We start from the raw sequence: 24,421 nt of genomic DNA, 5'->3' as shown, positions 1-24,421 counted from the left end.
ACCCTACGGGGCACCGGGCCGCCGGGCCCCTACTTGCCGCTGTCCTCGGCCAGGGTGTGCGCCACCAGGGCGTTGGCGTGGCCGTGGCCGAGGCCGTGCTCGGTCTTGAGCCAGGCGACCAGTTCCATGTGCTTGGCCGGCGCCGAGGAGCGGATCAGCTCCTTCCACTCGGCGACCGGCCGGCCGTACTTCTTCTCGATGGCGGGGAAGTAGCTGGCGGGGCCCTTGACGGGTGCGGTCATGGCGGCGTCCTCTCGTCGGTCGGTCGGTACGACTGTCCCCCATGGGACTGACAACGGCGCCGGAACTCATCGCCGCGCCCCGCCTTCCCGGCGGCGCGCCCGCCCGGTTCCCGCTACTCCACGGTCACGGACTTCGCCAGATTGCGGGGCTGGTCCACCTCGTTGCCCCGGGCGGTGGCCAGTTCGCAGGCGAAGACCTGGAGGGGCACCGTGGCGACCAGCGGCTGGAGCAGGGTGGGTGTGGCCGGGATGCGGATGAGGTGGTCGGCGTAGGGGACGACCGCCTCGTCGTCCTCCTCGGCGATCACGATGGTCCGGGCGCCCCGGGCGCGGATCTCCTGGATGTTGGAGACGATCTTGCCGTGCAGCAGGGACCGGCCGCGCGGCGAGGGGACGACCACCACGACCGGCAGGTCCTGGTCGATGAGGGCGATCGGCCCGTGCTTCAGCTCACCGGCCGCGAAGCCCTCGGCGTGCATGTACGCGAGTTCCTTGAGCTTGAGCGCGCCCTCCAGGGCGACCGGGTAGCCGACGTGCCGCCCGAGGAAGAGCACAGTGTTCTTGTCCGCCAGCGAGCGGGCGAGTTCCCGCACCGGCTCCATGGTCTCCAGGACGCGTTCGACGGCGCCGCCGATGCGCGAGAGGTCGCGGATGACGGCGCGGATCTCGTCGCCCCACTGGGTGCCGCGCACCTGGCCGAGATAGAGGGCGACCAGATAGCAGGCGACCAGCTGGGTGAGGAACGCCTTGGTGGAGGCGACGGCGACCTCGGGCCCGGCGTGGGTGTAGAGCACCGCGTCCGACTCGCGCGGGATGGTGGAGCCGTTGGTGTTGCAGATGGCGAGCACCCGGGCGCCCTGCTCGCGGGCGTGCCGCAGCGCCATCAGGGTGTCCATGGTCTCCCCGGACTGGGAGATGGCCACGACCAGGGTCCGGGCGTCGAGGATGGGGTCCCGGTAGCGGAACTCGCTGGCCAGCTCGACCTCGCAGGGGATGCGGGTCCAGTGCTCGATGGCGTACTTGGCGATCAGGCCCGCGTGGAAGGCCGTACCGCAGGCGACGATGACGACCTTGTCCGTCTCGCGCAGCTCGGCGGCGTCGATGCGCACCTCGTCCAGGGTCAGCGAGCCGGCCGCGTCGATCCGGCCGAGCAGGGTGTCGGCGACCGCCTTGGGCTGCTCGGCGATCTCCTTGAGCATGAAGTAGTCGTAGCCGCCCTTCTCGGCGGCGGCCGCGTCCCAGTCGACGTTGTAGGAGCGGACCTCGGCGGGCCGTCCGTCGAACCCGGTGACGGTGACGCCGTCCCGGCGCAGTTCGACGACCTGGTCCTGGCCGAGTTCGATCGCGGAGCGGGTGTGCGCGATGAACGCGGCGACATCGGAGGCGAGGAACGCCTCGCCCTCCCCCACCCCCACGACCAGCGGCGAGTTGCGGCGGGCCCCGACGACCACACCGGGCGCGTCGGCGTGCACGGCCACCAGCGTGAACGCCCCTTCGAGCCGTCGGCACACCTGCCGCATGGCCTCGGCGAGATCCGCGCACGAGGAGAACGCCTCGGCGAGCAGATGCGCGACGACCTCGGTGTCCGTCTCGGAGGCCAGGTCGTGCCCGCGCCCGGCGAGTTCGGCGCGCAGCGGCGCGAAGTTCTCGATGATCCCGTTGTGCACGACGGCGACGCGCCCGGCGTTGTCGAGGTGCGGGTGCGCGTTGGCGTCGGTGGGCCCGCCGTGGGTCGCCCACCGGGTGTGCCCGATGCCGGTGGACCCGGTCGGCAGCGGCCGTTCCACCAGCTCCTTCTCCAGATTGACCAGCTTCCCGGCCCGTTTGGCCGCCGCGAGCCCGCCGTCCGCGAGCACCGCCACCCCCGCCGAGTCGTACCCCCGGTACTCCAGCCGCCGCAGCCCCGCCATCACCACGTCGAGCGCCGACTGCGCCCCCACATATCCCACGATTCCGCACATGCTTCCGCACCTTACGACCCGTCACCCCGCGAAACCGGCCGCCGCCTGCCCGAATTCGGAAATTCCCACGGGGGTACGAACCTCGTGCGGCCGCCGCCACGTGACCGACCCCACCCCCCGCCGCGTTCGAACTCCGTTAACAATGGACTGTGATCTCTCCGGTGCCCTCGATGCCGCGGAGCGCCCACCGGTCAAGGCCGGAGGCGACTCCCTATGTCGACCTCACGCGTGACGAGTGGAGCGCGCTGCGTGACAAGACGCCGCTGCCGCTCACCGCCGAGGAGGTGGAGCGGGTGCGCGGGCTCGGGGACGTCATCGACCTGGACGAGGTGCGGGACGTGTACCTGCCGCTGTCCCGGCTGCTCAACCTCTACGTCGGCGCGACCGACGCCCTGCGCGGCGCGCTGAACACGTTCCTCGGCGAGCAGGGCTCGCAGTCCGGGACGCCGTTCGTCATAGGGGTGGCGGGATCGGTCGCGGTCGGCAAGTCGACGGTGGCCCGGCTGCTCCAGGCGCTGCTGTCGCGCTGGCCCGAGCACCCGCGGGTGGAGCGGGTGACCACGGACGGGTTCCTGCTGCCGACCCGGGAGCTCCAGGCGCGCGGCCTGATGTCCCACAAGGGGTTCCCGGAGTCGTACGACCGCCGGGCGCTCACCCGGTTCGTCGCCGATGTGAAGGCGGGCAAGGCGGAGGTGACCGCGCCCGTCTACTCGCACCTGATCTACGACATCGTGCCCGGCGAGAAGCTGACCGTCCGCCGCCCGGACATCCTGATCGTGGAGGGCCTGAACGTCCTCCAGCCCGCGCTGCCGGGGCAGGACGGCCGCACCCGGGTCGGGCTCGCCGACTACTTCGACTTCAGCGTCTACGTCGACGCGCGCACCGAGGACATCGAGCGCTGGTACCTGAACCGGTTCCGCAAGCTGCGCGACACCGCCTTCCAGGACCCCTCCTCGTACTTCCGCAAGTACACCCAGGTGTCCGAGGACGAGGCCCTCGACTACGCCCGCACCATGTGGCGGACCATCAACCGGCCGAACCTGGTGGAGAACATCGCCCCCACCCGCGGCCGGGCCACCCTCGTCGTGCGCAAGGGCCCCGACCACAAGGTGCAGCGGCTGCGGCTGCGCAAGCTGTGAGGCCGCGGCGGCGTCTACGCTGCCCCGCATGCTGCATCTGCGACTGATCACCCCCGCCGGCCGCACCGACGAGGTCGCGGCGCTGATCGAGGGAACGGTCGGCACCGCCCACCTCGTGGTGCTGCCGGGCGCCGCCCGCAGCCCCGCCGGGGACGTCGTGATGTGCGATGTCGCCCGCGAGGCCGCCGACGAACTCCTCGACGGACTGCGGGAGCTGGGCATCGACCGCAGCGGTTCCATCGCCGTGGAGAGCATCGACCTGACGCTGTCCGACCGGGCGGAGCGGGCCGAGGAGGAGGCACCGGGCGAGGCCGCCGACGCGGTGCTGTGGGAGGAGCTGACCGACGCCACCCACGAGGAGTCGACGCTGTCGATCACCTATCTGGCGTTCATCACCCTGGCCACCATGATCGCGGCCTGCGGTGTGGTGCTCGACAACGCCGTCCTGATCGTCGGCGCGATGGCCGTGGGCCCGGAGTTCGGCCCGCTGGCCGGGGTCAGCACGGCCCTGGTGCGGCGGGCGCCGCGGCTCGCGCTGCGCTCACTGGTCGCGCTGCTGGCCGGGTTCGCGCTCGCGATGGCCGTGACCGTGGGCTTCAGCCTGTTCATGGACGCGCTCGGCCTGTTCAGCAGGGCGAAGCTGGAGGCGTCCCGGCCCAACACCAGCTTCGTGTACGCGCCCGACGCGTTCTCCTTCGTGGTGGCGGTCCTCGCCGGGGCCGCCGGCACGCTCTCGCTGACCTCCGCCAAGTCCGGCGCCCTGGTCGGCGTGGCGATCTCGGTGACCACCGTCCCGGCCGCCGCCAACGCGGCCGTCGCCCTCGCCTACGGCGACACCGCCCAGACCTGGGGCTCCAGCAAGCAGCTCCTGCTGAACCTCTTCGGCATCGTGCTCGCCGGGACCCTCACCCTGCTCCTCCAGAAGTGGCTGTGGTCCACCCAGCGCGCCCGGATGCGCAGGCCCGCCGGGCGCCCGTAGGACGCCCGGCGCACCGCGTGCTCACGCTCTTCAGCCCAGCGCCGACTTCACCGCGTCCGCCAGCCGTCCCGCCACCGAGCGGGCCTGCTCGATGTCCGCGGCCTCGACCATCACACGCACCAGCGGCTCGGTGCCCGACGGGCGCAGCAGCACCCGGCCGGTCTGGCCCAGCTCGTGCTCGGCCTCGGCGACCGCGGTGGCCAGGTCGGCGGAGGTCTGCACCCGGGACTTGTCCACGTCCGGCACATTGACCAGGACCTGCGGCAGGCGCTCCATCACCCCGGCCAGATCCCGCAGCGTACGGCCGGTGTCCGCGACCCGGGCCGCCAGCATCAGGCCGGTCAGCGTGCCGTCGCCGGTGGTGGCGTGGTCGAGGATGATGACGTGGCCGGACTGCTCGCCGCCGAGGGCGAACCCGCCGGACTTCATCTCCTCCAGGACGTACCGGTCGCCGACACCGGTCTGCACGAGGTGGATGCCCTCGCGCTCCATGGCCAGCTTGAAGCCCAGGTTGGACATGACGGTCGCGACGACGGTGTCGGAGCGCAGCGCGGAACGCTCCCGCATCGCCAGCGCGAGCACGGCCAGGATCTGGTCGCCGTCGATCTCCTCGCCGGTGTGGTCCACGGCCAGGCAGCGGTCGGCGTCGCCGTCGTGCGCGATGCCGAGGTGGGCGCCGTGCGCGACGACGGCGGCCTTGAGCTGGCCCAGGTGGGTGGAGCCGCAGCCGTCGTTGATGTTGAGGCCGTCCGGTTCGGCACCGATGGTGACGACCTCGGCACCGGCCCGCGCGAACGCCTCGGGCGAGACCCGGGCGGCGGCGCCGTGCGCCTCGTCCAGCACGATCCGCAGGCCGTCGAGCCGGTTGGGCAGGACCCCGACGAGATGGGCGACGTACTTGTCGAAGCCCTCGTCGTAGTCGCGCACCCGGCCGACACCGGAGCCGGTCGGCCGGTCCCAGGGGGCGCCGGTGCGGTGCTCCTGGTAGATCTTCTCGATCCGGTCCTCCAGCTCGTCGGCGAGCTTGTGGCCGCCGCGGGCGAAGAACTTGATGCCGTTGTCCGGCATGGCGTTGTGGCTGGCCGAGAGCATCACGCCGAGGTCGGCGCCGAGCGAGCCGGTCAGATACGCGACGGCGGGCGTCGGCAGCACGCCGACCCGCAGCACGTCCACACCGGCGCTGGCCAGGCCCGCGACCACGGCGGCCTCCAGGAACTCACCGGAGGCGCGCGGGTCCCGGCCGACCACGGCCTTCGGGCGGTGCCCCTCGAAGGTGCCCGCCTCGGCCAGTACGTGCGCCGCGGCGACGGACAGGCCGAGCGCCATCTCGGCGGTCAGGTCCGCGTTGGCGACGCCACGCACGCCGTCCGTGCCGAAGAGTCGTCCCACTTGTCCTCCTGAGAAAGCGTCAGTTCGTGAAGCCGTGCCGTGATGTCCGACGCGCGTTCACCGTTCACTGGGTTCGATGGTCCCGGTGCGCCCGCGGATCCCGGTAGCCGGACCCCGCCGGACCCCGCCGGATCCGGACATCCGGTCGGACCATCCGCTGAGCACCTGTGCGGCTGAGCACTTGAGCACCTTGTGCCGTTATACGCCCAAGGCCGGTGATAAACGAACGCCCCGGCGGCACAATGGCGTGCCGCCGGGGCGTTCGGAGTAGGCCTGTCCGCAGGCAGCCGCTGTTTAGCGCTTGCTGTACTGCGGAGCCTTGCGGGCCTTCTTCAGACCGGCCTTCTTGCGCTCGACCGCACGGTCGTCGCGCTTGAGGAAGCCGGCCTTCTTGAGCGGGCCGCGGTTGTTGTCGACGTCGGCCTCGTTCAGGGCGCGGGCGACTCCGAGACGGAGGGCACCGGCCTGACCGGAGACACCGCCGCCGGAGATGCGGGCGACGACGTCGTAACGGCCCTCGAGCTCCAGCACCTTGAAGGGCTCGTTGACTTCCTGCTGGTGCACCTTGTTCGGGAAGTAGTCCTCGAGGGTGCGACCGTTGATCTTCCACTTGCCGGTGCCCGGGACGATCCGGACGCGGGCGATGGCGTTCTTGCGGCGGCCCAGGCCGGCGGCCGGCTGCGGCTCACCGAAACGGGAGGCCATCGACTCCGAGGTGTACTCGCCCTCGACGGGCACCTCGGACTCGGTGGTGTAGCTGTCGATGTCAAGCTCTTCGAGCGGCTGCTCGGCAGTGGTCTCGGCCACGATTCTCCTCAGATTCTGTTCGGTCTTAGGGGGTGGCCGGACTTACTGCGCGACCTGGGTGATCTCGAACGGCACCGGCTGCTGGGCGCCGTGCGGGTGCTGGTCACCCCTGTAGACCTTCAGCTTCGAGAGCATCTGACGGCCCAGGGTGTTCTTGGGGAGCATGCCCTTGACGGCCTTCTCGACGGCCTTCTCGGGGTTGTTCGCGAGCAGGTCGTCGTAGCGGACGGACCGCAGACCACCCGGGTAGCCGGAGTGGCGGTAGGCCAGCTTCTGCTGCCGCTTGTTGCCGGACAGGTGCACCTTGTCGGCGTTGATGATGATGACGAAGTCACCAGCGTCGACGTGCGGCGCGTAGATCGGCTTGTGCTTGCCGCGCAGGAGAGTGGCGGCGGTGGTCGCCAGACGACCCAGGACGACGTCCTGGGCGTCGATGACGTGCCACTGGCGCGTGATGTCGCCGGGCTTGGGGCTGTACGTACGCACGGTTCGTAGCCTTCGCTTCTTCAGTGAATGGTCCTGACAAGGTCACCGAAGACGATCACGACAGCCCTGACCGCACAGCGGTGACGCAAACCGCGTGCTGGTCGCTGGTCATCGGCCCGGTGGACCGGTGTAAGGGCCGGGTCCGTGAGAAGAGCCAAGCCAATACACAACGAACATGCAGGATACCCGTGCGGCACTCCGGGGGTCAAAACGGGGTTGCCCGGGTCGTTCCCGCGTGTTCCGCGACCCAGTGTACGGGCGGCGGGCTCCTGCCACGGCGGGCGGCGCCCGCGGCGGGCGCCGTTAAGATGCGCCCCATGAGCTATGGGCAGGGGGGCGGCCCGCAGTCCCAGTGGGACCCGTGGACACCGCATTCGCAGCAGCCGTCCGGCGGCGACGACCAGACCCCGGACTGGGCGGCACTCGCCGAGGCGTCCGCGACCCGGAACAAGCGGCGCAGGCTGCTGTTCATCGGGGGCGGCGCGCTGGCCACGGTCGCCGTGGGCGCGGCCGTCGCCGTCGCCGTGGTGTCCGCGAACAGCGACGACGACGCCTCCGGCGGCCACGCCTCCCAGCTGCCCTCCACCGCCACCCTGCCGAGCGGCTCGGCCGGGGCGCCCTCCTTCGAGCCGACCACCGCTCCGCCCCCGCTGGATCCGAAGGACTTCATATCCAGCGCGCGCAAGGACACGGCCCCCCTCGGCCCGGACACGCTCTTCCCCGGTACCCGCCTCACCATGAACGAGGCCGCCTACGCCAAGGGCCCCACCGCCGACACCAAGGACTGCGCCTCCGCCGTCCAGGGCAGCCTGGCCAAGGCCCTCACCGGCAACGGCTGCACCCGTGTGATCCGCGCCACCTACACCCGTGACGGCGTCGACGTCACCGTCGGTGTCGCCGTCTTCGACAGTGCGGCACAGGCGGCCGAGGCCAAGAGCCAGACCGACAAGAAGAGCATCGTCAAGCCGCTCACCGGCAGCGGCGTCAAGGACTTCTGCTCCGGCGCGGTCTGCCGCTCCACCACCAACTCCTACGGCCGCTACGCCTACTTCACCCTCGCCGGCTTCCCCGGCGACAAGGACGTCACGACCAAGGACACCAAGGTCTTCCGCACCGGCGACGACCTCGCCGAGTACGCGTTCCGGCAGATCCGCCGGCGCGGCGAGGCCCAGGCGTCCGCGGCCGCCACCCGGTAGCCGCGGGGCGGGCCCGGCCGCCAGGACCTGTCCTAACGGCGCCGCAGCCTCAGCCGCAGCGGCACCACCGCCGACTCCAGCTGGGTGCGCAGCGTCATCTTCGACACACCCTCGGCGCGCTGCCCGAACCGGATCGGCACCTCGGCGGCCCGGTGCCCCGCCCGCACCGCCCGGTACTTCAGCTCGACCTGGAAGCTGTAGCCCGCGCTGTCCAGCGTCGAGAGGCCCACCTCGCGCAGGACCGCCGCCGACCACAGGTTGAAGCCCGCCGTGATGTCCTTGATCCGCGTACCGAGCACGGCGCGCGCGTAGGCGTTCGCGAACCGGGACAGCAGCACCCGGTGCGCGCCCCACTCCTCGTCCAGCGAGCCGCCCGCCGCGTACCGGCTGCCCACCACGAGCCCGGCGCCCGTGGTGAGCGCCTCGCGCAGCATGCGCGGCACCGCCTCCGCCGGGTGGCTGCCGTCGGCGTCCATCTGCACCACCCAGTCGGCGCCGTCCGCCAGCGCGGCCGTCATGCCCGCGACGTAGGCCCGGCCGAGACCGTCCTTCGCCGTGCGGTGCAGCACCCTCATCCGGGCGCCGCCCCCGGCACCGGCCGTGCCGTACTCCCGCGCCAGCTCCTCCGCGATCCGGCCGGTGCCGTCCGGACTGGCGTCGTCGACCACCAGCAGCCGCAGCCCGGCCAGCGGCAGCCCCAGCACCGCCGCCGCCGTGCGCGGCAGGCTCCCCGCCTCGTCGTACGTCGGCATCACCACCGTGACCCGCGCGTCCTCACCGCCGCCGTCGCCGCCGTCCCAGCCGTCGCCAGATCGCCCCATCGGCTCCTCCGCCTCCCTCACCGCTGCCCGCCCGCCCCGGGCGGTGCCCGCTCAGCAGCAGCCGGCGGCCGGGAGCGACCGCTTGTTGCGGGCCTCCCGGCTGCGCGCGGCCAGCAGCTCGTCGGCCGGGTAGCCGACCTCCTCCAGCGTCAGCCCGTGCGGCCGCACCACATGCACGGCGGAGTCCCGTACGCCCGCGGCCAGCACCTTTCCCGGCCAGTCGGGCGGCCGGTGGCCGTCGCCGACGAAGAGCAGCGCGCCGATCAGCGAGCGCACCATGTTGTGGCAGAACGCATCCGCGCGGACCGTGGCCGTGACGATCCCGTCCGCCCCGCGCTCCAGGCTGAGCCGCTGGAGGGTGCGGATGGTGGTCGCGCCCTCGCGCTTCTTGCAGTACGCGGCGAAGTCGTGCTCGCCGAGCAGGGCGCGGGCGGCCTCGTTCATGGCGTCGACGTCCAGCGGCCAGTCGTGCCACAGGACGTGGCCGCGCAGCAGCGGGTCGACCCCGCCCGGGTTGTCGGTGACCCGGTAGGCGTAGCGGCGCCAGACGGCGGAGAAACGGGCGTTGAAACCGCTCGGGGCGGGCCGCAGCGCCCAGACCCGCACGTCCTTGGGCAGCCGCCCGGCGAGCCGCTTGAGCAGCTTCTCGTGGTGCTCGCGCCAGACCTCCTCCGGCAGGTCCACGTGGGCCACCTGGCCGCGCGCGTGCACCCCGGCGTCGGTCCGCCCGGCCACGGTCAGCTCGTACGTCCGCCGCGAGCGCGTGACCGTGCGCAGCGCGTCCTCGATCTCGCCCTGCACGGTGCGCTTCCCGCCGGCCTGCTTGGCCCAGCCGTGGAAGCCGCCGCCGTCGTAGGACAGGTCGAGACGGACGCGGACATGACCGGGCTCTGCTTCGTCACTCACGGCGGAATCCTCTCAGGACACCCGCCGGTCCGGAAAACACGGAAACCCGGAAACCCGGGAACCCGGAAAACACGAAAGCGGGCCCGTCCCCGGAAAGGGACGGGCCCGCTTCAGGCATCAGCCTCAGGCGTCCTTGGACTCCTCGGCCGGAGCCTCGGTGGCCTCGGTCTGCTCGACCTTGGCCTCCTCGGCCTCCTTGACCGCACGCTTGGTGGCGGCCTCGGCCTCGCCCACGGCGTTCTGCTGCACCGTCAGCGCCTCGACCAGCTCGATGACGGCCATGGGCGCGTTGTCGCCACGGCGGTTACCGATCTTGGTGATGCGGGTGTAGCCACCGGGACGGTTCTCGTACCGCGGGCCGATCTCGGTGAAGAGCGTGTGGACGACGCTCTTGTCCGTGATGACCTGGAGCACCTGACGGCGGTTGTGAAGGTCGCCCTTCTTCGCCTTGGTGACCAGACGCTCGGCGTACGGGCGCAGGCGGCGGGCCTTCGCCTCGGTGGTGGTGATACGGCCGTGCTCGAACAGCGCCTTCGCGAGGTTCGCGAGGAGGAGCTTCTCGTGCGCGGCGCTGCCGCCCAGACGGGCACCCTTGGTGGGCCTCGGCATGATGTTTCTCCTAGGTGTCTGCCCCGGCCGTACGAGGTACCGGAGTCAGTATCCGAGCAGGCGGTCGCCTGTCGGAGATCCGGGGCCTTCCAGCCCCGGAAGGGGCGCGGGGAACTGCGCGATCAGGCACAGCGCCCCCGCACCCGGCATCGGACCGTCGGTCCCGAGCTGTCAGTACTGCTCGGTCTCGACGAACCCGGCGTCCGCGTCGTCGTCGGCGCCGAAGGCGTCCGCGGCGGCGGTCGGGTCGAATCCGGGCGGGCTGTCCTTGAGGGCCAGGCCCATGCCGGCCAGCTTCGCCTTGACCTCGTCGATCGACTTCGCACCGAAGTTGCGGATGTCGAGCAGGTCGGCCTCGGAGCGGGCGACGAGCTCACCCACGGAGTGGATGCCCTCGCGCTTGAGGCAGTTGTACGACCGAACGGTGAGCTCCAGCTCCTCGATCGGCAGCGCCAGATCGGCGGCGAGCGCGGCGTCCGTCGGGGACGGGCCCATGTCGATGCCCTCGGCGTCGATGTTCAGCTCGCGGGCGAGACCGAACAGCTCCACCAGGGTCTTGCCCGCGGAGGCCATGGCGTCGCGCGGACGCATCGCCTGCTTGGTCTCGACGTCGACGATCAGCTTGTCGAAGTCGGTGCGCTGCTCGACACGGGTGGCCTCGACCTTGTACGTGACCTTGAGCACCGGCGAGTAGATGGAGTCGACCGGGATACGGCCGATCTCCTGGCCCACCTGCTTGTTCTGCACGGCGGAGACATAGCCGCGACCGCGCTCGACGGTCAGCTCCATCTCCAGCTTGCCCTTGCCGTTGAGCGTGGCGAGGACGAGGTCGGGGTTGTGCACCTCGACACCGGCCGGGGGCGCGATGTCGGCGGCGGTGACCAGACCCGGGCCCTGCTTGCGCAGGTACATCACGACCGGCTCGTCGTGCTCCGAGGAGACGACCAGCTGCTTGATGTTGAGGATCAGGTCGGTGACGTCCTCCTTGACGCCCGGCACGGTGGTGAACTCGTGCAGCACGCCGTCGATGCGGATGGACGTGACCGCCGCACCCGGGATCGAGGAGAGGAGGGTACGGCGCAGGGAGTTGCCGAGGGTGTAGCCGAAGCCCGGCTCCAGCGGCTCGATGACGAACCGGGAGCGGAACTCGTCGACGACCTCTTCGGTCAACGAAGGTCGCTGAGCGATCAGCATCTGTGGATCAGATCCTTCATTCGTGGGCGCCCGCTATTTGACGCCCGACGGACCGCACCCGAAGGGGTGCGGATACTGCAAGGGTACGGGCGGCACGGCCCGAAGGAGCCGTACCGCCCGGCACACACTGCGAGACGGCGTCAGACGCGACGGCGCTTCGGCGGGCGGCAGCCGTTGTGCGGGGTCGGGGTGACGTCCTGGATGGAGCCGACCTCGAGACCGGTCGCCTGGAGCGAGCGGATGGCGGTCTCACGACCGGAACCCGGGCCCTTGACGAACACGTCGACCTTGCGCATGCCGTGCTCCTGGGCGCGGCGGGCAGCCGACTCGGCGGCCATCTGCGCGGCGAACGGCGTGGACTTGCGGGAGCCCTTGAAGCCGACGTGGCCGGCGGAGGCCCAGGAGATCACGTTGCCGCTGGGGTCCGTGATCGAAACGATGGTGTTGTTGAACGTGCTCTTGATGTGCGCGTGGCCGTGAGCGACGTTCTTCTTTTCCTTGCGGCGCACCTTCTTGGCAGCGCCCTGACGTCCCTTGGGGGGCATGTCGTTCTCCTACGGGAGGTGGTCGGTCCTACAGCGAAGACCGCTGGACGGCGAGTCCGCTGCGGACTACTTCTTGCCCGGCTTCTTCTTGCCGGCGATGGCGCGACGCGGGCCCTTGCGGGTACGGGCGTTCGTGCTGGTGCGCTGACCGCGGACGGGCAGACCGCGGCGGTGCCGCAGACCCTGGTAGCAGCCGATCTCGACCTTGCGGCGGATGTCGGCCTGGATCTCGCGACGGAGGTCACCCTCGGTCTTGATGTTGTTGTCGACGTACTCGCGGATCGCGACGAGCTGCTCCTCGGAGAGGTCGCGAACGCGGGTGTTCGGGTCGATGCCGGTGGCGTCCAGCGTCTGCTGGGACAGGGTCCGGCCGATGCCGAACACGTAGGTCAGGGCGACCTCCACACGCTTTTCGCGCGGGATGTCAACACCGGAAACGCGTGCCATTCAATGGCTCCAGTTTGATCTTCGGAGGTCTTCCACAGGACCGGTGCCCAGCCGCCGTACCAGGTACGAACTGGGTCCCCGGCCTCCGAACCGGGGGTGTCGAGCGTGCGCGCACGCCGCTCGGGTCCTGCGTATGAACATATTCAGCTCGCGTCGCGCGAATCTCTGCGATTGCGGTGCAGAGGGAGCGGTCGGTCGTGCGTCAGCCCTGGCGCTGCTTGTGGCGCGGGTTGTCGCAGATGACCATGACCCGACCGTGACGGCGGATCACCCTGCACTTGTCGCAGATCTTCTTGACGCTCGGCTTGACCTTCATGGGATGTGAGGTTCTCCGGGTCAGTTGCCGGCGGACCCATGGCCTGGCGGCCACGGGACGTGGGCAAGATCTACTTGTACCGGTAGACGATCCGGCCACGCGTCAGGTCGTACGGAGAAAGCTCCACCACGACCCGGTCGTCAGGGAGGATGCGGATGTAGTGCATACGCATCTTGCCGCTGATGTGTGCCAGGACCTGGTGGCCGTTCTGGAGCTCGACCCTGAACATGGCGTTCGGCAGAGACTCGACGACAGTGCCCTCGATCTCGATGGCACCTTGCTTCTTGGCCACGCTTCGCCCTTCGAATCGACTACCTTGATCGACTCTCGGTGCTTTCCCTTGCGGGCGCATGCGGACATACGGATGCACGAGAGCCGACGAGTCAGTCTACGTCAGCGCACCCGGAAACACGAATCGGGAAAGTCTGCCCCACCCGGGAGATCGTTACGCCGGGCCCCCTCGGACAAAACGTCCGAGCGGACCGCGGGTGGGTACGGAGAAGCCGGCGCCCTCGCCGGACGGGATCAGCCCAGCGGGTCCGGAGCCGCCGTCACGCCCAGCTCGGCCAGCTTCGCGCGGCCGCCGTCCGGGGAGGTCAGGACCAGCGGGCCCTGCTCGGTCAGGGCCACCGAGTGCTCCCAGTGCGAGGACCAGGTGCCGTCCGTGGTGATGACCGTCCACTCGTCGTCCAGGACACGGGTCCTCGGGGTGCCGAGGGAGACCATGGGCTCGATGGCCAGGCAGAAGCCGGGGACCAGCTTGGGGCCCTTGCCGCGGCGGCGGTCGACGTAGTTCAGCAGATGCGGGTCCATGTGCATCTCGGTGCCGATGCCGTGGCCGCCGTAGTCCTCGATGATCCCGTACTTGCCACCGCCGGGCTTGGGCTGGCGGCGGATGTACGTCTCGACGGCACGGGAGATGTCCACGAGCCGGTTGCCCTGCTTCATGGCCGCGATGCCCGCCCACATCGACTCCTCGGTCACCCGCGACAGCTCGACCAGTTCCGGGGCGTGCCCGGAACCGACGAAGGCGGTGTACGCCGCGTCACCGTGCCAGCCGTCGACGATCGCGCCGCAGTCGATGGAGATGATGTCGCCGTCCTTGAGGACGACGTCCTCGGCGGGGATGCCGTGCACCACGACCTCGTTGACCGAGGTGCAGATCGTGGCGGGGAAGCCGCCGTAGCCGAGGAAGTTCGGCTTGGCGCCGTGCTCGGCCAGCACCTTGCGGGCCACCTGGTCCAGGTCCTTGGTGCTCGCGCCCGGCACGGCCGCCTCCCGGGTGGCCGCGTGGATCGCGGCGACGACCAGCCCCGCCGCACGCATCGTGGCGATCTGCTCGGGGGTCTTGATCTGCACCATGGGGACGGGGCCTTTCTTGGAACCGGGGGCCGACTGCTTCAACCATAAGGGCGCCTCGGGGCGCCCACAGCGCAGCCGCGGCCCCCGGCGAAGGGACCGCGGCTGCGACCGTCGTGGTGACTACTGCGTGGCGTCCTCGCGCTTGAGCGCCTCCAGGGCGCGCCGCGTGATCTCGTCCACCGGACCCAGCGACGAGATCGTCACGACCAGGCCCTGCTTCCGGTAGTAGTCGATGATCGGCTCGGTCTGCGTGTGGTAGACCTCGAGCCGCTTGCGGACGGTGTCCTCGTGGTCGTCGTCCCGCTGGTACAGCTCGCCGCCGCAGACGTCGCAGACGCCTTCCTGCTGCGGCTTGCTGTACGTCACGTGGAAGACGTGGCTGGAGTCGTTGCGGCAGATGCGCCGGCCGGCGATCCGCTTCACGACCTCGTCCTCGGGAGCCTCCAGGTCGAGCACCGCGTCCAGCCGGATGCCCTCGCTGCTGAGCGTCTCGTCCAGCGCCTCGGCCTGCGACACATTGCGCGGGAACCCGTCGAGCAGGAACCCGCCCTCGGCGTCCGGCTGCTCCATGCGGTCCTTGGCCATCGCGATGGTGACCTCGTCCGGGACCAGGTTGCCGGCGTCCATGTAGGACTTCGCGAGCTTGCCCAGCTCCGTCTGCCTGCTGATGTTGGCGCGGAACAGGTCACCCGTGGAGATGTGCGGGATCGACAGCTTCTCTGCAAGGCGCGTGGCCTGCGTACCCTTGCCTGCGCCAGGCGGCCCGACGAGGACGATTCGCATCAGCGGAGGAACCCTTCGTAATTGCGCTGCTGGAGCTGGCTCTCGATCTGCTTCACCGTCTCCAGACCGACACCCACGATGATCAGGATGCTGGTACCGCCGAACGGGAAGTTCTGGCTTGCCCCGAAGCCGACCAACGCCACTGTTGGCACGAGAGCGATCAGACCCAAGTACAGCGAACCCGGCCAGGTGATCCGGTTGAGCACGTACGAAAGGTACTCAGCGGTCGGTCGGCCAGCCCGGATGCCCGGGATGAAGCCACCATACTTCTTCATGTTGTCGGCGACTTCTTCGGGGTTGAAGGAGATCGCCACGTAGAAGAACGCGAAGAACACGATGAGCAAGAAGTACGCGGTGATGTAGATCGGGTGGTCGCCCTTGGTCAGGTTCTGCTGGACCCAGGTCTTCCACCCGGAGTTGCCGCCGGAGAACTGCGCGACGAGCGCCGGGATGTAGAGCAGCGACGAGGCGAAGATGACCGGGATCACACCCGCCTGGTTCACCTTGAGCGGGATGTACGTCGACGTACCGCCGTAGGACCGGCGGCCGATCATGCGCTTCGCGTACTGCACCGGGATGCGGCGCTGGGCCTGCTCCACGAAGACGACCAGACCGACCATGATCAGGCCGACCAGGAGCACGGTGCCGAACTCGATCCAGCCGTCGGCCAGCTTGCCCGACTTCTTGATCGACCACAGGGCCGACGGGAAGGTGGCGGCGATCGAGATGAACATCAGGATCGACATGCCGTTGCCGATGCCGCGGTCGGTGATCAGCTCACCGAGCCACATGACCGTGACGGTGCCGGCGGTCATGCAGATCACCATGACGACGGTGTTGAAGATCGCCTGGTCCGGGACGATGCTCGACGCCACCGTGCACCCGGAGAACAGGGCGCCGCTGCGGGCGGTGGCCACCAGGCCGGTGCCCTGGAGGATGGCGAGCGCCACCGTCAGGTAGCGGGTGTACTGGGTGATCTTCGCGGTGCCGGACTGGCCCTCCTTCTTGAGGGCCTCCAGCCGCGGGATCACCACGGTCAGCAGCTGAAGAATGATGCTCGCCGTGATGTACGGCAGGATCCCGAGGGCGAAGATCGTGATCTGGAGCAGCGCGCCGCCGCTGAACATGTTGACCAGACCGAACAGCCCCTGGTTGCCCGAGGCTTCGGTCACGCACTGCTGCACGGCCTTGTAGTTGACGCCCGGGATCGGGACGTGGGTACCGACGCGGTACACCACGACGATGCCGAGCGTGAAGAGCAGCTTCTTGCGCAGGTCGGGCGTCCTGAACGCCCGGGCGAAGCCGGTGAGCACGGTGCCTCCTGCGACCCCCGCGCACGTGCGTCAGGGTGACGGTTTTGAGGTTCCAACAGAGAACGACGAATGGACAACGGACGACTGCCGCTCCGGGTGCCCGAGGTGCGGCGTCCGGTGGAAGTGGACAGTGCAGGCCACCTTACCGGCGATACCGCCCCCCTAGGAACGACCAACCGGGGATACCCCATTTGTGGGTATCCCCGGTCGGGACGTTCAGGTCATCGAGACGTCCGAGGGTTTCAGACGAGCTCGGTGACGCTACCGCCGGCGGCGGTGATCTTCTCCTTGGCGGACCCGGAGACGGCGTCGACCGTCACCTGGAGCGCCACGGAGACCTCGCCCTGGCCGAGAACCTTGACGAGGCTGTTCTTGCGAACGGCACCCTTGGCCACCAGGTCCTCGACGGTGACCTCGCCACCCTCGGGGTACAGCGCGGCCAGCTTGTCGAGGTTCACGACCTGGTACTCGGTCTTGAACGGGTTCTTGAAGCCCTTCAGCTTCGGAAGACGCATGTGGAGGGGCATCTGGCCACCCTCGAAGCGCTCCGGAACCTGGTAGCGGGCCTTGGTGCCCTTGGTACCACGACCGGCCGTCTTACCCTTCGACGCCTCACCACGACCCACACGGGTCTTGGCGGTCTTGGCGCCCGGGGCGGGACGGAGGTTGTGGATCTTGAGCGGGTTCTGCTCCGCCATGATCAGTCGACCTCCTCGACCGTCACGAGGTGGCGGACGGTGTGCACCATGCCGCGGAACTCGGGACGATCCTCCTTGACGACCACGTCACCCAGGCGCTTGAGGCCCAGGGAACGCAGGGTGTCGCGGTGGTTCTGCTTGCTGCCGATGTAGGACTTCGTCTGCGTGATCTTGAGCTGCGCCATGATTACGCACCCGCCCCGGCACGCGCACGAAGGAGAGCCGCGGGGGCGACGTCCTCGAGGGGCAGACCGCGGCGGGCCGCGACCTCCTCGGGACGCTGCAAGCCCTTGAGGGCCGCCACGGTGGCGTGCACGATGTTGATCGCGTTGTCGGAGCCCAGGGACTTCGACAGGATGTCGTGGATACCGGCGCACTCGAGCACGGCGCGCACCGGACCACCGGCGATAACACCGGTACCGGGCGACGCGGGCTTGAGCAGCACGACGCCGGCAGCCTTCTCACCCTGGATCGGGTGCGGGATGGTGCCCTGGATGCGGGGGACCTTGAAGAAGTGCTTCTTGGCCTCCTCAACACCCTTGGCGATGGCGGCCGGCACCTCCTTGGCCTTGCCGTATCCGACACCCACGGTGCCGTCACCGTCGCCCACCACGACCAGCGCGGTGAAGCTGAAGCGACGACCACCCTTCACAACCTTGGCGACACGGTTGATCGCGACGACGCGCTCGACGTACGCGGTCTTCTCGGCGGCAGCTGCGCCGCCGTCACGGCCCTTCCGGTCCCGCCGCTCGCCGCCACCGGCACCGCCACCGCGGCGCTGGGGTCCAGCCATTGGAATTACCTCTCTCTGTTTCCGCTAGCTCGGAACCGGCTCAGAACTTCAGGCCGGCTTCGCGGGCGGCGTCCGCCAGGGCGGCGATGCGCCCGGCGTACTGGTTGCCACCACGGTCGAACACGACAGCCTCGACACCGGCGGCCTTGGCACGCTCGGCGACCAGGGCGCCGACCTGCTTGGCCTGCGCGGACTTGTCGCCCTCGCCGCCGCGGATCGACGTGTCCAGCGTGGACGCCGATGCCACGGTGTGGCCCTTGAGGTCGTCGATCACCTGCGCCACGATGTGGCGGTTGGAGCGGGTCACGACCAGACGGGGGCGCTCCGCCGTACCGGAGATCCGCTTGCGGATCCGGATGTGACGGCGCTTGATCGCGGCGCGCTTGTAGGCGTCGCCCTTGAGGATCTTCTGCCCGTATGCCATGGCTTACTTACCCGCCTTTCCGACCTTGCGGCGGATGACTTCGCCCTCGTACTTGACACCCTTGGCCTTGTACGGGTCGGGCTTGCGCAGCTTGCGGATGTTCGCCGCAACCTCGCCGACCTTCTGCTTGTCGATACCCTCGACCGAGAAGCGGGTGGGGGCCTCGACCTTGAAGGTGATGCCCTCGGGTGCCTCGACGGTGATCGGGTGGCTGTAGCCGAGCGCGAACTCCAGGTTCGAACCCTTGGCCGTCACGCGGTAACCGACACCGCTGATCTCGAGCTTCTTCACGTAACCCTGGGTCACGCCGGTGATCATGTTCGCCACCAGCGTGCGGGACAGGCCGTGCAGGGCCTTGTTCTGACGCTCGTCGTTGGGGCGGGTGACGTTCAGGACGCCGTCCTCACCCTTGGCGATGTCGATCGGCGCCACGACGGTGTGGGTCAGTTCGCCCTTGGGGCCCTTGACCTTGACCGTACGGCCGTCGATGGTGACGTCCACGCCGGCGGGAACCGTGATGGGGAGCTTGCCAATGCGCGACATAGCTGTTTCCTCCGTTCCCTTCCGCTACCAGACGTAGGCGAGGACTTCCCCACCCACGCCCTTCTTGCCGGCCTGCTTGTCGGTGAGGAGCCCGTGCGACGTGGAGATGATCGCCACGCCGAGGCCGCCCAGCACCTTGGGCAGGTTGGTGGACTTCGCGTAGACCCGGAGACCGGGCTTCGAGATCCGCTTGATGCCCGCGATGGAGCGCTCACGGTTCGGGCCGTACTTCAGCTCGAGGACGAGGTTCTTGCCGACCTCGGCGTCCTCGGTCTTCCAGCCGGTGATGAAGCCCTCCTGCTGGAGGATCTCCGCGATGTGCGACTTGATCTTCGATGCCGGCATCGTCACGGAGTCGTGGTATGCCGAGTTCGCGTTCCGCAGACGCGTAAGCATGTCTGCGATCGGATCAGTCATGGTCATGAATTGGCCTTCGGCCTCTCTCGCCGGGGTTTCCTGGTGCGCCATCCCTCTCCCCGATCCGAGACGGGACGGGTGCGGCGCGGTGGACCTACGGCGTAGTAAGTCGTTTAGGGCGCGGCGGGCGCCCAACCCCACAAGCCTAAGGCATGGGGGGTGGGTCGCCTGCCGACCCCGGTTGCTTACCGAGAGTCCTGGTTAACCCAAGTGGGCTGTTACCAGGAGCTCTTGGTCACGCCCGGCAGCTCGCCACGGTGAGCCATCTCACGAAGGCACACGCGGCACAGGCCGAACTTGCGGTACACGGAGTGCGGGCGGCCGCAGCGCTGGCAGCGGGTGTAGCCACGCACACCGAACTTGGGCTTGCGAGCAGCCTTCGCGATGAGAGCCTTCTTCGCCATCTCGCTCACGCCTCCTTGAACGGGAAGCCGAGGTGACGGAGAAGGGCGCGGCCCTCTTCGTCGTTGGTCGCCGTGGTGACCACGGTGATGTCCATACCCCGGACACGGTCGATCTTGTCCTGGTCGATCTCGTGGAACATGACCTGCTCCGTGAGACCGAAGGTGTAGTTGCCACGGCCGTCGAACTGCTTGGGGGACAGGCCGCGGAAGTCGCGGATGCGCGGCAGCGCGAGCGACAGGGTGCGGTCCAGGAACTCCCACATGCGGTCGCCACGGAGCGTGACGTGGGCACCGATCGGCTGGCCCTCACGCAGCTTGAACTGCGCGATGGACTTGCGGGCCTTGGTGACCGCGGGCTTCTGGCCGGTGATCGTGGTGAGGTCGCGGATGGCGCCCTCGATCAGCTTGGAGTCGCGGGCGGCGTCGCCCACACCCATGTTGACCACGATCTTGACGAGGCCCGGGATCTGCATGACGTTCTCGTACTTGAACTCGTCACGCAGCTTGGGGGCGATCTCGCCGCGGTACTTCTGCTTCAGACGCGGGGCAGTGGTGGTAGCCATCAGATGTCCTCACCCGTCCGCTTGGCAACGCGGATCTTGTTGCCCTCGTCGTCGAAGCGGTAACCGACGCGCGTGACGACCTTGTTGCCGTCCTTCTCCACGACCAGCTGGACGTTGGAGACGTGGATCGGGGCCTCGGTGGTCACGATGCCGCCGGCCTGGGAACCGCCGGCGGTCGGGCCGGCCTTGGTGTGCTTCTTGACCCGGTTGACACCCTCGACCAGGACGCGGTCCTCGCGGGGGAAGGCCGCGATGACCTTGCCCTGCTTGCCCTTGTCCTTACCGGTGATGACCTGGACCAGGTCGCCCTTCTTGATCTTCATGCTCACAGCACCTCCGGCGCGAGGGAGATGATCTTCATGAACTTCTTCTCGCGCAGCTCACGGCCGACCGGGCCGAAGATACGGGTGCCGCGAGGGTCGCCGTCGTTCTTCAGAATGACGGCGGCGTTCTCGTCGAAGCGGATGTACGAGCCGTCCGGACGGCGGCGCTCCTTGACGGTGCGAACGATGACCGCCTTGACGACGTCACCCTTCTTCACGTTGCCACCGGGGATCGCGTCCTTGACGGTGGCGACGATGACGTCACCGATGCCCGCGTAGCGGCGACCGGAGCCACCGAGCACACGGATGCAAAGGATTTCCTTCGCACCAGTGTTGTCGGCGACACGCAGCCGCGACTCCTGCTGGATCACGTCTATCTCCTGTTTGTCTGCCGGTTCCCGGTGGGGCTCCGTAAGTCAACTTACGGAGCCCCACCGAGCCTGGCGGAACTGTCCTGCGGATGATCTCCGCAGGAATTACTTGGCCTTCTCGAGGATCTCGACGACGCGCCAGCGCTTCGTCGCGGACAGCGGCCGGGTCTCCATGAGGAGGACGCGGTCGCCGACGCCCGCGGCGTTCTGCTCGTCGTGCGCCTTGAGCTTGTTCGTACGGCGGATGACCTTGCCGTACAGCGCGTGCTTGACGCGGTCCTCGACGGCGACGACGACGGTCTTGTCCATCTTGTCGCTGACGACGAGACCCTCACGGGTCTTGCGGAAGCCGCGCGCCTCTGCGTTCTCAGTCACGTTCTTCTCGCTCATGCGTTCTCCACCGTTTCGATGCCCAGCTCACGCTCGCGCATCAGGGTGTAGATCCGCGCGATGTCCTTGCGGACCGCCTTGAGACGGCCGTGGTTTTCGAGCTGACCCGTCGCCGCCTGGAAACGGAGGTTGAACAGCTCTTCCTTGGCCTCGCGGAGCTTCCCCAGAAGCTCCTCGTTGCCCAGCTCGCGCAGCTCGGACGCCTTGGTACCGGCCGACATCACGCTTCACCTGCCTCGCGCTTGACGATCCGGCACTTCATCGGCAGCTTGTGGGCCGCACGGGTCAGCGCCTCACGGGCGATCTTCTCGTTGGGGTACGACAGCTCGAACATGACGCGTCCGGGCTTGACGTTCGCGATCCACCACTCCGGCGAACCCTTACCGGAACCCATGCGGGTCTCGGCCGGCTTCTTGGTGAGGGGACGGTCCGGGTAGATGTTGATCCAGACCTTGCCGCCACGCTTGATGTGGCGGGTCATCGCGATACGGGCCGCCTCGATCTGGCGGTTCGTGACGTAGGCCGGGGTCAGCGCCTGGATGCCGTACTCGCCGAACGCAACCTGCGTGCCACCCTTGGCCATGCCGTCGCGCTTGGGGTGGTGCTGCTTGCGGTGCTTGACCCTACGGGGGATCAGCATGGTGGTCAGGCCTCCGTTCCGGTGCTCTCAGCCGGAGCCGCAGCGGCCGGAGCCTCGGCCTTGGGGGCCTCGGCGGCCGGAGCCTGCTGCTGCTGCGGCTTGCGACCGCGCCGCTCGCCACCGCGGCCACCACGGGCCGGGCGGTCGGCACCGCCGCGGGCCGGGCGGTTACCCGCACGGGCCGCAGCGTTCTCGGCGCGGACCTCGGCGATGTTCTTGACGTCGCCCTTGTAGATCCAGACCTTCACGCCGATGCGGCCGAAGGTCGTCTTGGCCTCGAAGAAGCCGTAGTCCACGTTCGCGCGGAGCGTGTGCAGGGGCACACGGCCCTCGCGGTAGAACTCCGAGCGGGACATCTCGGCGCCACCGAGGCGGCCGCCGCACTGGATCTTGATGCCCTTGGCGCCGGCCTTCATCGTGCCCTGCATGCTCTTGCGCATGGCGCGACGGAAGGAGACGCGGGAGGAGAGCTGCTCGGCGACGGCCTGGGCCACCAGCTGAGCGTCCGTCTCGGGGCTCTTGACCTCGAGGATGTTCAGCTGGACCTGCTTGCCGGTCAGCTTCTCCAGGTCACCGCGGATGCGGTCGGCCTCGGCGCCGCGGCGGCCGATGACGATGCCCGGACGCGCGGTGTGGATGTCCACCCGCACACGGTCACGGGTGCGCTCGATCTCCACCTTCGAGATGCCGGCGCGCTCCATGCCGGACGTCATCATCCGACGGATGGCCACGTCTTCCTTGACGTAGTCCTTGTACAGCTTGTCGGCGTACCAACGCGACTTGAAGTCGGTCGTGACACCGAGCCGGAACCCGTGCGGGTTTACCTTCTGGCCCATTACCGGGTTCCTTCCTTGCTGCTGACGACCACGGTGATGTGGCTGGTCCGCTTGCGGATCCGGTAGGCACGGCCCTGGGCGCGCGGCCGGAACCGCTTCAGGGTCGGGCCCTCGTCGACGTACGCCTCGGAAATGACGAGGCTGTCGACATCGGTGTGGTCGTAGTTGTGCGCGGCGTTGGCGATGGCGCTGTCCAGCACCTTGCCGACCGGCACGCTCGCGGCCTGCGGGGCGAAACGCAGGACCGCCTGAGCCTCCGTGGCATCCATGCCACGGATGAGGTCCACCACACGGCGGGCCTTCATGGGCGTGACGCGGATGTACCGCGCCTGGGCCCTGGCTTCCATGGTTGTCCCTTCAGTGTTTGTCATGATCTTTCACACCCCGCTGACTAGCGGCGCTTCGACTTCCGGTCGTCCTTCACGTGACCCCGGAAGGTGCGCGTCGGCGAGAACTCGCCGAGCTTGTGGCCGACCATGGACTCGGTGACAAACACCGGGATGTGGGTCTTGCCGTTGTGCACCGCGATCGTGTGGCCGAGCATCGCCGGGACGATCATCGAGCGACGGGACCAGGTCTTGATGACGTTCTTGGTGCCTGCTTCGTTCTGTACGTCCACCTTCTTGATCAGGTGGTCGTCGACGAAAGGCCCCTTCTTCAAGCTACGAGGCATCTCAACCCGTCCTTAACGCTTCTTGTTCGTCTTGCGGCGGCGGACGATGTACTTGTTGCTCGCCTTCTTGGGAGAACGAGTACGACCTTCCTTCTGGCCCCAGGGGCTGACCGGGTGGCGGCCACCCGAGGTCTTGCCCTCACCACCACCGTGGGGGTGGTCAACCGGGTTCATCGCCACACCGCGAACGGTCGGGCGGACGCCCAGCCAGCGCTTGCGGCCGGCCTTGCCCCAGTTGATGTTGCTCTGCTCGGCGTTGCCGACCTCGCCGACCGTGGCGCGGCAGCGCTGGTCGACCAGGCGGATCTCACCGGACGGCATGCGGAGGTGGGCCATCGTGCCCTCCTTCGCGAGCAGCTGCACGGAGGCACCGGCGGAGCGGGCGAACTTGGCACCGCCACCGGGACGGAGCTCGATCGCGTGGATCGTGGTACCGACCGGGATGTTGCGGAGAGCCAGGTTGTTGCCCGGCTTGATGTCGGCCCCGGGACCGTTCTCGACGCGGTCGCCCTGCTGGAGGTTGCGCGGGGCGAGGATGTAGCGCTTCTCGCCGTCGGCGTAGTGCAGCAGCGCGATGCGCGCGGTGCGGTTGGGGTCGTACTCGATGTGCGCGACCTTCGCCGGCACGCCGTCCTTGTCGTGACGACGGAAGTCGATCACGCGGTAGGCGCGCTTGTGTCCGCCACCCTGGTGGCGAACGGTCACACGACCGGAATTGTTACGGCCGCCCTTGCTGTGCAGGGGACGGACCAGCGACTTCTCCGGCGTGGACCGCGTGACCTCGACGAAGTCGGCGACGCTGGCGCCACGACGGCCAGGAGTCGTCGGCTTGTACTTGCGGATACCCATTG

At 68.9% G+C, this 24,421-nt stretch carries 36 protein-coding genes; 3 read left to right on the top strand and 33 right to left on the bottom strand.

Annotated elements, in window-relative coordinates:
- Window positions 1–29: 29 nt before the first annotated feature.
- Together B086_RS0102500 and glmS are read right to left on the bottom strand one after the other, a co-directional pair.
- Window positions 30–242 carry a DUF4287 domain-containing protein gene (locus B086_RS0102500; protein WP_018564832.1) on the bottom strand — a complete coding sequence of 71 codons (213 nt, stop codon included), beginning with the start codon at window positions 240–242 and terminating at the stop codon, window positions 30–32.
- Window positions 243–355: 113 nt separating this feature from the next.
- Complete coding sequence (gene glmS / locus B086_RS0102495) at window positions 356–2,203, bottom strand: glutamine--fructose-6-phosphate transaminase (isomerizing) (protein WP_026252024.1); 1,848 nt, start codon at window positions 2,201–2,203, stop codon at window positions 356–358.
- Between the two features lie 170 nt (window positions 2,204–2,373).
- Between glmS and coaA the strand changes: the two genes are divergently transcribed.
- Both coaA and B086_RS0102485 read left to right on the top strand, forming a co-directional pair.
- Complete coding sequence (gene coaA, locus B086_RS0102490; protein ID WP_018564830.1) at window positions 2,374–3,342, top strand: type I pantothenate kinase; 969 nt, start codon at window positions 2,374–2,376, stop codon at window positions 3,340–3,342.
- A gap of 28 nt (window positions 3,343–3,370) precedes the next feature.
- Window positions 3,371–4,321, top strand: coding sequence for a DUF389 domain-containing protein (locus B086_RS0102485; protein ID WP_018564829.1), 951 nt, complete (start codon window positions 3,371–3,373; stop codon window positions 4,319–4,321).
- A gap of 30 nt (window positions 4,322–4,351) precedes the next feature.
- On the opposite strand, the gene glmM is transcribed toward B086_RS0102485, so the two are convergent.
- The 3 genes from glmM to rplM all read right to left on the bottom strand — a co-directional run bounded on the left by glmM (window position 4,352) and on the right by rplM (window position 7,003).
- A complete protein-coding gene (gene glmM, locus B086_RS0102480; RefSeq protein WP_018564828.1) occupies window positions 4,352–5,710 on the bottom strand; it encodes a phosphoglucosamine mutase in 1,359 nt (452 codons plus the stop codon).
- 294 nt (window positions 5,711–6,004) lie between these two features.
- On the bottom strand, window positions 6,005–6,517 hold the full coding sequence (gene rpsI, locus B086_RS38970; RefSeq protein WP_018564827.1) for a 30S ribosomal protein S9: 513 nt from the start codon (window positions 6,515–6,517) through the stop codon (window positions 6,005–6,007).
- A gap of 42 nt (window positions 6,518–6,559) precedes the next feature.
- Entirely contained in the window at window positions 6,560–7,003 is a 444-nt protein-coding gene (gene rplM, locus B086_RS0102470; protein WP_018564826.1) for a 50S ribosomal protein L13, read from the bottom strand.
- 317 nt (window positions 7,004–7,320) lie between these two features.
- On the opposite strand from rplM, the gene B086_RS0102465 reads away from it, so the two are divergent.
- Window positions 7,321–8,199, top strand: coding sequence for a hypothetical protein (locus B086_RS0102465; protein ID WP_018564825.1), 879 nt, complete (start codon window positions 7,321–7,323; stop codon window positions 8,197–8,199).
- A 32-nt stretch (window positions 8,200–8,231) separates the two neighbouring features.
- On the opposite strand, the gene B086_RS0102460 is transcribed toward B086_RS0102465, so the two are convergent.
- The 28 genes from B086_RS0102460 to rplB form a co-directional block, all read right to left on the bottom strand.
- A complete protein-coding gene (locus tag B086_RS0102460) occupies window positions 8,232–9,020 on the bottom strand; it encodes a polyprenol monophosphomannose synthase (RefSeq protein WP_018564824.1) in 789 nt (262 codons plus the stop codon).
- 51 nt (window positions 9,021–9,071) lie between these two features.
- Window positions 9,072–9,926, bottom strand: coding sequence for a tRNA pseudouridine(38-40) synthase TruA (truA, locus tag B086_RS0102455; RefSeq protein ID WP_018564823.1), 855 nt, complete (start codon window positions 9,924–9,926; stop codon window positions 9,072–9,074).
- Between the two features lie 123 nt (window positions 9,927–10,049).
- Window positions 10,050–10,535: a 50S ribosomal protein L17 gene (gene rplQ / locus B086_RS0102450; RefSeq protein ID WP_018564822.1), complete on the bottom strand. Its 486-nt coding sequence runs from the start codon at window positions 10,533–10,535 to the stop codon at window positions 10,050–10,052.
- 171 nt (window positions 10,536–10,706) lie between these two features.
- The gene (locus B086_RS0102445; protein ID WP_003966937.1) at window positions 10,707–11,729 is read right to left on the bottom strand and encodes a DNA-directed RNA polymerase subunit alpha; all 1,023 of its coding nucleotides are present in this window, start codon (window positions 11,727–11,729) and stop codon (window positions 10,707–10,709) included.
- Window positions 11,730–11,869: 140 nt separating this feature from the next.
- Complete coding sequence (gene rpsK / locus B086_RS0102440; RefSeq protein ID WP_003956432.1) at window positions 11,870–12,274, bottom strand: 30S ribosomal protein S11; 405 nt, start codon at window positions 12,272–12,274, stop codon at window positions 11,870–11,872.
- Between the two features lie 66 nt (window positions 12,275–12,340).
- Complete coding sequence (gene rpsM, locus B086_RS0102435) at window positions 12,341–12,721, bottom strand: 30S ribosomal protein S13 (protein ID WP_018564821.1); 381 nt, start codon at window positions 12,719–12,721, stop codon at window positions 12,341–12,343.
- A 202-nt stretch (window positions 12,722–12,923) separates the two neighbouring features.
- Entirely contained in the window at window positions 12,924–13,037 is a 114-nt protein-coding gene (gene rpmJ, locus B086_RS0102430; protein ID WP_003974245.1) for a 50S ribosomal protein L36, read from the bottom strand.
- Between the two features lie 70 nt (window positions 13,038–13,107).
- A complete protein-coding gene (gene infA, locus B086_RS0102425; RefSeq protein ID WP_004927214.1) occupies window positions 13,108–13,329 on the bottom strand; it encodes a translation initiation factor IF-1 in 222 nt (73 codons plus the stop codon).
- Between the two features lie 233 nt (window positions 13,330–13,562).
- A complete protein-coding gene (gene map / locus B086_RS0102415; RefSeq protein WP_018564820.1) occupies window positions 13,563–14,399 on the bottom strand; it encodes a type I methionyl aminopeptidase in 837 nt (278 codons plus the stop codon).
- A 120-nt stretch (window positions 14,400–14,519) separates the two neighbouring features.
- On the bottom strand, window positions 14,520–15,182 hold the full coding sequence (locus B086_RS0102410) for an adenylate kinase (RefSeq protein WP_018564819.1): 663 nt from the start codon (window positions 15,180–15,182) through the stop codon (window positions 14,520–14,522).
- On the bottom strand, window positions 15,182–16,495 hold the full coding sequence (gene secY / locus B086_RS0102405; protein WP_018564818.1) for a preprotein translocase subunit SecY: 1,314 nt from the start codon (window positions 16,493–16,495) through the stop codon (window positions 15,182–15,184). The genes B086_RS0102410 and secY overlap by 1 nt, the downstream gene beginning before the upstream one ends.
- Window positions 16,496–16,737: 242 nt before the next feature.
- Window positions 16,738–17,193 carry a 50S ribosomal protein L15 gene (gene rplO / locus B086_RS0102400; RefSeq protein ID WP_018564817.1) on the bottom strand — a complete coding sequence of 152 codons (456 nt, stop codon included), beginning with the start codon at window positions 17,191–17,193 and terminating at the stop codon, window positions 16,738–16,740.
- A gap of 2 nt (window positions 17,194–17,195) precedes the next feature.
- The gene (rpmD, locus tag B086_RS0102395) at window positions 17,196–17,378 is read right to left on the bottom strand and encodes a 50S ribosomal protein L30 (RefSeq protein WP_009190145.1); all 183 of its coding nucleotides are present in this window, start codon (window positions 17,376–17,378) and stop codon (window positions 17,196–17,198) included.
- A gap of 2 nt (window positions 17,379–17,380) precedes the next feature.
- On the bottom strand, window positions 17,381–17,986 hold the full coding sequence (rpsE, locus tag B086_RS0102390) for a 30S ribosomal protein S5 (protein WP_007494753.1): 606 nt from the start codon (window positions 17,984–17,986) through the stop codon (window positions 17,381–17,383).
- A 40-nt stretch (window positions 17,987–18,026) separates the two neighbouring features.
- Window positions 18,027–18,410 carry a 50S ribosomal protein L18 gene (gene rplR, locus B086_RS0102385; RefSeq protein WP_018564816.1) on the bottom strand — a complete coding sequence of 128 codons (384 nt, stop codon included), beginning with the start codon at window positions 18,408–18,410 and terminating at the stop codon, window positions 18,027–18,029.
- 3 nt (window positions 18,411–18,413) lie between these two features.
- Window positions 18,414–18,953, bottom strand: coding sequence for a 50S ribosomal protein L6 (gene rplF, locus B086_RS0102380; RefSeq protein WP_018564815.1), 540 nt, complete (start codon window positions 18,951–18,953; stop codon window positions 18,414–18,416).
- A gap of 24 nt (window positions 18,954–18,977) precedes the next feature.
- Entirely contained in the window at window positions 18,978–19,376 is a 399-nt protein-coding gene (rpsH, locus tag B086_RS0102375; protein ID WP_026252022.1) for a 30S ribosomal protein S8, read from the bottom strand.
- 212 nt (window positions 19,377–19,588) lie between these two features.
- Window positions 19,589–19,774: a type Z 30S ribosomal protein S14 gene (locus B086_RS0102370; RefSeq protein ID WP_003948630.1), complete on the bottom strand. Its 186-nt coding sequence runs from the start codon at window positions 19,772–19,774 to the stop codon at window positions 19,589–19,591.
- 5 nt (window positions 19,775–19,779) lie between these two features.
- A complete protein-coding gene (gene rplE, locus B086_RS0102365; RefSeq protein WP_018564813.1) occupies window positions 19,780–20,337 on the bottom strand; it encodes a 50S ribosomal protein L5 in 558 nt (185 codons plus the stop codon).
- Window positions 20,337–20,660 (bottom strand): 50S ribosomal protein L24, encoded by a 324-nt coding sequence (gene rplX, locus B086_RS0102360; protein WP_024883202.1) that lies wholly within the window; start codon window positions 20,658–20,660, stop codon window positions 20,337–20,339. Before rplX ends, rplE begins: the two co-directional genes overlap by 1 nt.
- 2 nt (window positions 20,661–20,662) lie before the next feature.
- The gene (gene rplN / locus B086_RS0102355) at window positions 20,663–21,031 is read right to left on the bottom strand and encodes a 50S ribosomal protein L14 (RefSeq protein ID WP_003998823.1); all 369 of its coding nucleotides are present in this window, start codon (window positions 21,029–21,031) and stop codon (window positions 20,663–20,665) included.
- A 105-nt stretch (window positions 21,032–21,136) separates the two neighbouring features.
- Entirely contained in the window at window positions 21,137–21,421 is a 285-nt protein-coding gene (gene rpsQ, locus B086_RS0102350) for a 30S ribosomal protein S17 (RefSeq protein WP_018543912.1), read from the bottom strand.
- Window positions 21,418–21,642, bottom strand: coding sequence for a 50S ribosomal protein L29 (gene rpmC, locus B086_RS0102345; protein ID WP_018564811.1), 225 nt, complete (start codon window positions 21,640–21,642; stop codon window positions 21,418–21,420). The genes rpsQ and rpmC overlap by 4 nt, the downstream gene beginning before the upstream one ends.
- Window positions 21,642–22,061, bottom strand: a complete 420-nt coding sequence (rplP, locus tag B086_RS0102340; protein WP_018564810.1) for a 50S ribosomal protein L16 — start codon at window positions 22,059–22,061, stop codon at window positions 21,642–21,644. The genes rpmC and rplP overlap by 1 nt, the downstream gene beginning before the upstream one ends.
- Window positions 22,062–22,066: 5 nt before the next feature.
- Entirely contained in the window at window positions 22,067–22,897 is an 831-nt protein-coding gene (gene rpsC / locus B086_RS0102335; RefSeq protein WP_018564809.1) for a 30S ribosomal protein S3, read from the bottom strand.
- Complete coding sequence (gene rplV / locus B086_RS0102330) at window positions 22,897–23,244, bottom strand: 50S ribosomal protein L22 (protein WP_026252021.1); 348 nt, start codon at window positions 23,242–23,244, stop codon at window positions 22,897–22,899. The genes rpsC and rplV overlap by 1 nt, the downstream gene beginning before the upstream one ends.
- Before the next feature lie 44 nt (window positions 23,245–23,288).
- On the bottom strand, window positions 23,289–23,570 hold the full coding sequence (gene rpsS / locus B086_RS0102325) for a 30S ribosomal protein S19 (RefSeq protein WP_003948639.1): 282 nt from the start codon (window positions 23,568–23,570) through the stop codon (window positions 23,289–23,291).
- 12 nt (window positions 23,571–23,582) lie between these two features.
- On the bottom strand, window positions 23,583–24,419 hold the full coding sequence (rplB, locus tag B086_RS0102320; protein WP_018564806.1) for a 50S ribosomal protein L2: 837 nt from the start codon (window positions 24,417–24,419) through the stop codon (window positions 23,583–23,585).
- Window positions 24,420–24,421: the final 2 nt, after the last annotated feature.

It is taken from the genome of Streptomyces sp. PsTaAH-124 (assembly GCF_000373685.1).
Taxonomy (GTDB): domain Bacteria; phylum Actinomycetota; class Actinomycetes; order Streptomycetales; family Streptomycetaceae; genus Streptomyces; species Streptomyces andamanensis.
This window is presented reverse-complemented; position numbering and strand designations above follow the sequence as displayed.

Excerpts from the sequence above, each read along its gene's own strand:
- B086_RS0102500 (WP_018564832.1), bottom strand. The coding sequence starts at position 242 with ATGACCGCACCCGTCAAGGGCCCCGCCAGCTACTTCCCCGCCATCGAG.
- glmS (WP_026252024.1), bottom strand. The coding sequence starts at position 2,203 with ATGTGCGGAATCGTGGGATATGTGGGGGCGCAGTCGGCGCTCGACGTG.
- coaA (WP_018564830.1), top strand. The coding sequence starts at position 2,374 with ATGCCGCGGAGCGCCCACCGGTCAAGGCCGGAGGCGACTCCCTATGTC.
- B086_RS0102485 (WP_018564829.1), top strand. The coding sequence starts at position 3,371 with ATGCTGCATCTGCGACTGATCACCCCCGCCGGCCGCACCGACGAGGTC.
- B086_RS0102465 (WP_018564825.1), top strand. The coding sequence starts at position 7,321 with ATGAGCTATGGGCAGGGGGGCGGCCCGCAGTCCCAGTGGGACCCGTGG.
- B086_RS0102460 (WP_018564824.1), bottom strand. The coding sequence starts at position 9,020 with ATGGGGCGATCTGGCGACGGCTGGGACGGCGGCGACGGCGGCGGTGAG.
- rplQ (WP_018564822.1), bottom strand. The coding sequence starts at position 10,535 with ATGCCGAGGCCCACCAAGGGTGCCCGTCTGGGCGGCAGCGCCGCGCAC.
- B086_RS0102445 (WP_003966937.1), bottom strand. The coding sequence starts at position 11,729 with ATGCTGATCGCTCAGCGACCTTCGTTGACCGAAGAGGTCGTCGACGAG.
- rpsK (WP_003956432.1), bottom strand. The coding sequence starts at position 12,274 with ATGCCCCCCAAGGGACGTCAGGGCGCTGCCAAGAAGGTGCGCCGCAAG.
- rpsM (WP_018564821.1), bottom strand. The coding sequence starts at position 12,721 with ATGGCACGCGTTTCCGGTGTTGACATCCCGCGCGAAAAGCGTGTGGAG.
- rpmJ (WP_003974245.1), bottom strand. The coding sequence starts at position 13,037 with ATGAAGGTCAAGCCGAGCGTCAAGAAGATCTGCGACAAGTGCAGGGTG.
- map (WP_018564820.1), bottom strand. The coding sequence starts at position 14,399 with ATGGTGCAGATCAAGACCCCCGAGCAGATCGCCACGATGCGTGCGGCG.
- B086_RS0102410 (WP_018564819.1), bottom strand. The coding sequence starts at position 15,182 with ATGCGAATCGTCCTCGTCGGGCCGCCTGGCGCAGGCAAGGGTACGCAG.
- rplO (WP_018564817.1), bottom strand. The coding sequence starts at position 17,193 with ATGGCGGAGCAGAACCCGCTCAAGATCCACAACCTCCGTCCCGCCCCG.
- rpmD (WP_009190145.1), bottom strand. The coding sequence starts at position 17,378 with ATGGCGCAGCTCAAGATCACGCAGACGAAGTCCTACATCGGCAGCAAG.
- rpsE (WP_007494753.1), bottom strand. The coding sequence starts at position 17,986 with ATGGCTGGACCCCAGCGCCGCGGTGGCGGTGCCGGTGGCGGCGAGCGG.
- rplR (WP_018564816.1), bottom strand. The coding sequence starts at position 18,410 with ATGGCATACGGGCAGAAGATCCTCAAGGGCGACGCCTACAAGCGCGCC.
- rplF (WP_018564815.1), bottom strand. The coding sequence starts at position 18,953 with ATGTCGCGCATTGGCAAGCTCCCCATCACGGTTCCCGCCGGCGTGGAC.
- rpsH (WP_026252022.1), bottom strand. The coding sequence starts at position 19,376 with ATGACCATGACTGATCCGATCGCAGACATGCTTACGCGTCTGCGGAAC.
- B086_RS0102370 (WP_003948630.1), bottom strand. The coding sequence starts at position 19,774 with ATGGCGAAGAAGGCTCTCATCGCGAAGGCTGCTCGCAAGCCCAAGTTC.
- rplE (WP_018564813.1), bottom strand. The coding sequence starts at position 20,337 with ATGGCTACCACCACTGCCCCGCGTCTGAAGCAGAAGTACCGCGGCGAG.
- rplX (WP_024883202.1), bottom strand. The coding sequence starts at position 20,660 with ATGAAGATCAAGAAGGGCGACCTGGTCCAGGTCATCACCGGTAAGGAC.
- rpsQ (WP_018543912.1), bottom strand. The coding sequence starts at position 21,421 with ATGAGCGAGAAGAACGTGACTGAGAACGCAGAGGCGCGCGGCTTCCGC.
- rpmC (WP_018564811.1), bottom strand. The coding sequence starts at position 21,642 with ATGTCGGCCGGTACCAAGGCGTCCGAGCTGCGCGAGCTGGGCAACGAG.
- rplP (WP_018564810.1), bottom strand. The coding sequence starts at position 22,061 with ATGCTGATCCCCCGTAGGGTCAAGCACCGCAAGCAGCACCACCCCAAG.
- rpsC (WP_018564809.1), bottom strand. The coding sequence starts at position 22,897 with ATGGGCCAGAAGGTAAACCCGCACGGGTTCCGGCTCGGTGTCACGACC.
- rplV (WP_026252021.1), bottom strand. The coding sequence starts at position 23,244 with ATGGAAGCCAGGGCCCAGGCGCGGTACATCCGCGTCACGCCCATGAAG.
- rpsS (WP_003948639.1), bottom strand. The coding sequence starts at position 23,570 with ATGCCTCGTAGCTTGAAGAAGGGGCCTTTCGTCGACGACCACCTGATC.
- rplB (WP_018564806.1), bottom strand. The coding sequence starts at position 24,419 with ATGGGTATCCGCAAGTACAAGCCGACGACTCCTGGCCGTCGTGGCGCC.